The following is a 3164-nucleotide window of genomic DNA, read 5'->3' as shown; positions in this document are numbered from 1 at the left end:
GATCCATCGGGACCTGTCCGGGCGACTGGACCGCGTCGACGAGGGTGAACGCGCCGGCGTCGTCGGCGATCTCGACGAGCTCTCGCACCGGGAGTCGGGTGCCGTGGGTCCACGTGATCGCGCTGAAACAGACCAGTCGAGCGTCGGCGACCGCCTCGGCGTACTCGTCGCGGTCGACGCGGCCGTCCTCGGTCTCCAGCACGCGCACTTCGACGCCCTCGCGTTCGAGCCGCTGCCACGGGAGGACTCCCGCCGGGTGTTCGAGGTCGGTCCGGACGACGACGTCTCCCGGCTCCCAGTCGATCGCGCCGCCGACGCGGGCGATCCCGTCGCTCGTGCTCTCGGTCAGGGCGACCTCCTCGGGGTCCGCGCCGACGAACGCCGCGATCCGCTCGCGAACCGCCTCGTACGTCTCGAAGGCGTACTCGTAGGGGTCGGTCGTCGCGGAGCCGTACTCGTGGTCCGCGACGAAGGAGCCGGCCGCCTCGACGACGTACTCCGGGCTGGGCCCGTGCGCGCCGAAGTTGAAGTACGCCGCGTCGCCGAGCGCGGGGATGTCCGCGCGGAGTTCTCTCGGGGTCATACCGTTGTCATCGAGTGTTACCCTTCTCATGGTGTCGGTTTCCGTGGTCCGGAATCGGCGGTTGTCGGGCGAACGCGGTGCGACGCGGGGGTTCAGGCGGAGGGCTCGGCGACCGCGTCGACGAGCGCCTGTTCGGTCTGCGCGCCGACCATCTGATCGGCTAACTCGCCGTCCGAGAACACGAGCAGAGTCGGAATACTCTGGACGCCGTACTCGCCGGCCAGCGCCTGATGCTCGTCGACGTCAACCTTCAGCACCGCCGCGTCGGTGTCGCTCGCGACCGCCTCGACCGCCGGCTCCATCATCTGACACGGACCGCACCAGTCGGCGTAGAAGTCGACGAGGACGACGTCGTGGTCGGCGACGTGCGCGTCGAACGCGTCGGTGTCGGCTAGCCGAATCGGTTCTGCGGGAGCAGCTTCTGTCGAACTCATATCAGTGGGTACGCGCCTCGCCGTAATAATGGTTTTGGATAGTACTCACAATACTGTACACGAATAGAGAACGGCGATCTCAGTATCTCCGGTGTCCGGCGGCTCACGGATATCTCTCGTGGTCCCGTGTCGCTCGCGAAGCCACCGGAGGTGGTGGACCGTTCGTCGAGAAGAAGTCAGATTGGAGGGCGGTCAGCGGCGATCTGCCATGTTCGGCTGCTACGCAGGGCGTGAACTCGCGCTCGATTACTGAATGTGGCCTTCGCGGCGGAGCTGGTCGGCATCCTCGTCCTCGTACCGCCACTCGACGTTCGCCTTCTCGTCCTGCCAGTCCCACGGCTCGGCGAGGACCACGTCCCCCTCGCTGATCCACGTGCGATACTTCATCCGACCGGGGATCCGACCGAGTCGCTCCACGCCGTCGGCGCAGCGCAGCTGAACGTGGTTGCCGCCGAGGTGTTCCGTCACCACGGCGAACACTTCGTCGTCGTTGGGCATCCGCAGGTTCTTCCGCCCGGATTCTTCGCTCATACCTTCCGTTGTGCGTTCGCCCGTATAAGTGATTTGAGACGTGTGCGCCCGCTCGTCACGCCATCTGTTCACATACCGAGCGCGTCCTCACTCGGCGTCGGTGACCGTCGCCGCCCGGTCGTCGCGGTCGGCGGTCGCACCCTCGGCGAACGCGGCGTCGACCTGCGCGAACGTCTCCGCCTCCGTGCCGGAGTTGTCGACGACGACGTGGTCGCCGGCGACCTCGTCGAACAGCTCCTTGAAGTGGAGGTGGATCTCGAAGTCCGCGTCGCTGATCCCGTCCCGGCGCTCGATCCGTCGCTCGACGACGTCCTCGTCGCAGTCGACCTCGACGAGGTCGAACGCCCCCGCGGTCTCTGCGGCCGTCTCGCGGGCCTCCGCCCGGAACCAGTCGTCCGCGAACGTCGCGTCGAGGACGACGGCGTCGCCCGCGTCGATGTCCTCGCGAGCCCGGGCGAGGAGTTCGTCGTAGACGGCCTCCGTCTCCGCGTCGGTGTACTCGGGGTCGTCGAACAGCTCCTTCCGTATCACGTCGGTCCGCCGTATCCGCCCGTCGACGTGGTCCGCGATCCGCTCGGCGACGGTCGTCTTGCCGACGCCGGGCAGTCCGCAGACGACGACCAGTCGCCCGGTCGACGGCGCGTCGGCGGCGGTCGAGGCGGCCGATTCTGCCGCCGTCGGAGCGAGAGAATCCGCCGTGTCACGGTTCGAAGTCGGCGATTCGGACCCGTCCAGCGCTCGACCGCCTCGGTCACTCATCTACCCGGATCCTCCGGAGTGAAGTAAAAGAAACTTCGCATCGCTCCACGCTCAAAGGGCGGGTCAGTCCCCCGCGTCGAGACCGGTCGCTGTCGCTCGTCGTCGCGGGAAATTAGGAGTGGGTTGGGGCGGATTTGAACCGGTGCCAGACGTGCTCGCTCACATTCGTTCGCTGCGCGCGACTGGCAGGGTTCAAACCGCTGTCACCACTTCGATTCTACGGACTCCTCGCTATCGCTCGTCGTTGCGAAGAATCAGAAGTGGGTTGGGGCGGATTTGAACCGCCGGCCTCCTCCATGTCAAGGAGGTGTCATAACCGGACTAGACTACCAACCCGAAGGGGCTTACTGACGCATCTCGTTGTTTCCGTGGAACGTAATTGAACCTTTCGTTTCGGGCTTCGCGTCGGGGGCGTCGGGCGAATCGATCGGATGACAGCGCGGTGACGACTCCCGATTCCGACGCCTCTCCGACTCCGCGCCCGTTACCGGTCCGTTACGCTCCGCGCGCCGACCGATCCCGATCGGTTCCGACCGGTTTTACTGGCCCGGCGAGAGTCCGTCCGTATGGTCGACCTCTCCGCCCGCACCGACAGGCTCGACGCGTACTTAGACGAGCGCGGGCTCGAAGCGGTCTGGTTCGCGCGCCCCAACGGATTCGCGTGGCTCACCGGCGGCGACAACGTCGTCGACGCCGACGCGACGACGGGCGTCGCCGCCGCCGGCTACGACGGTGACCTCCGCGTCGTCACCGACACCATCGAAGTGGAGCGGCTCGCCGACGAGGAGCTCCCGGAGGCGTTCGCGGTCGAGTCGTTCCCGTGGCACGCCGGCTCGCTCGCCGAGGCGGTCGCCGAG

At 67.0% G+C, this 3164-nt stretch carries 5 protein-coding genes and 1 tRNA gene; 1 reads left to right on the top strand and 5 read right to left on the bottom strand.

Annotated features, from left to right (window positions below; all coding sequences use genetic code 11):
• The 5 genes from BN903_RS11345 to BN903_RS11325 all read right to left on the bottom strand — a co-directional run.
• A partial coding sequence (locus tag BN903_RS11345; RefSeq protein WP_048077832.1) for an aminotransferase class V-fold PLP-dependent enzyme occupies nt 1-613 on the bottom strand: 613 nt, incomplete at its 3' end.
• Between the two features lie 62 nt (nt 614-675).
• On the bottom strand, nt 676-1017 hold the full coding sequence (gene trxA, locus BN903_RS11340) for a thioredoxin (RefSeq protein WP_048077831.1): 342 nt from the start codon (nt 1015-1017) through the stop codon (nt 676-678).
• Between the two features lie 246 nt (nt 1018-1263).
• Nucleotides 1264-1548, bottom strand: coding sequence for a translation initiation factor eIF-1A (locus BN903_RS11335; RefSeq protein ID WP_006628131.1), 285 nt, complete (start codon nt 1546-1548; stop codon nt 1264-1266).
• A gap of 87 nt (nt 1549-1635) precedes the next feature.
• Nucleotides 1636-2307 (bottom strand): AAA family ATPase, encoded by a 672-nt coding sequence (locus tag BN903_RS11330; RefSeq protein WP_048077830.1) that lies wholly within the window; start codon nt 2305-2307, stop codon nt 1636-1638.
• Nucleotides 2308-2568: 261 nt separating this feature from the next.
• Nucleotides 2569-2643, bottom strand: a tRNA-Val gene (locus tag BN903_RS11325).
• A 230-nt stretch (nt 2644-2873) separates the two neighbouring features.
• Here BN903_RS11325 and BN903_RS11320 point away from each other — a divergent pair.
• Nucleotides 2874-3164 (top strand): aminopeptidase P family N-terminal domain-containing protein (locus tag BN903_RS11320; protein WP_048077829.1); only part of this gene is annotated, 291 nt, incomplete at its 3' end.

The organism is Halorubrum sp. AJ67 (assembly GCF_000513435.1).
Note: the sequence above shows the minus strand (reverse complement) of the source record. Positions and strands in the feature narration are given on the sequence as shown.

Coding starts and splice junctions, on each gene's coding strand:
- trxA (WP_048077831.1), bottom strand. CDS start 1,017: ATGAGTTCGACAGAAGCTGCTCCCGCAGAACCGATTCGGCTAGCCGAC.
- BN903_RS11335 (WP_006628131.1), bottom strand. CDS start 1,548: ATGAGCGAAGAATCCGGGCGGAAGAACCTGCGGATGCCCAACGACGAC.
- BN903_RS11330 (WP_048077830.1), bottom strand. CDS start 2,307: ATGAGTGACCGAGGCGGTCGAGCGCTGGACGGGTCCGAATCGCCGACT.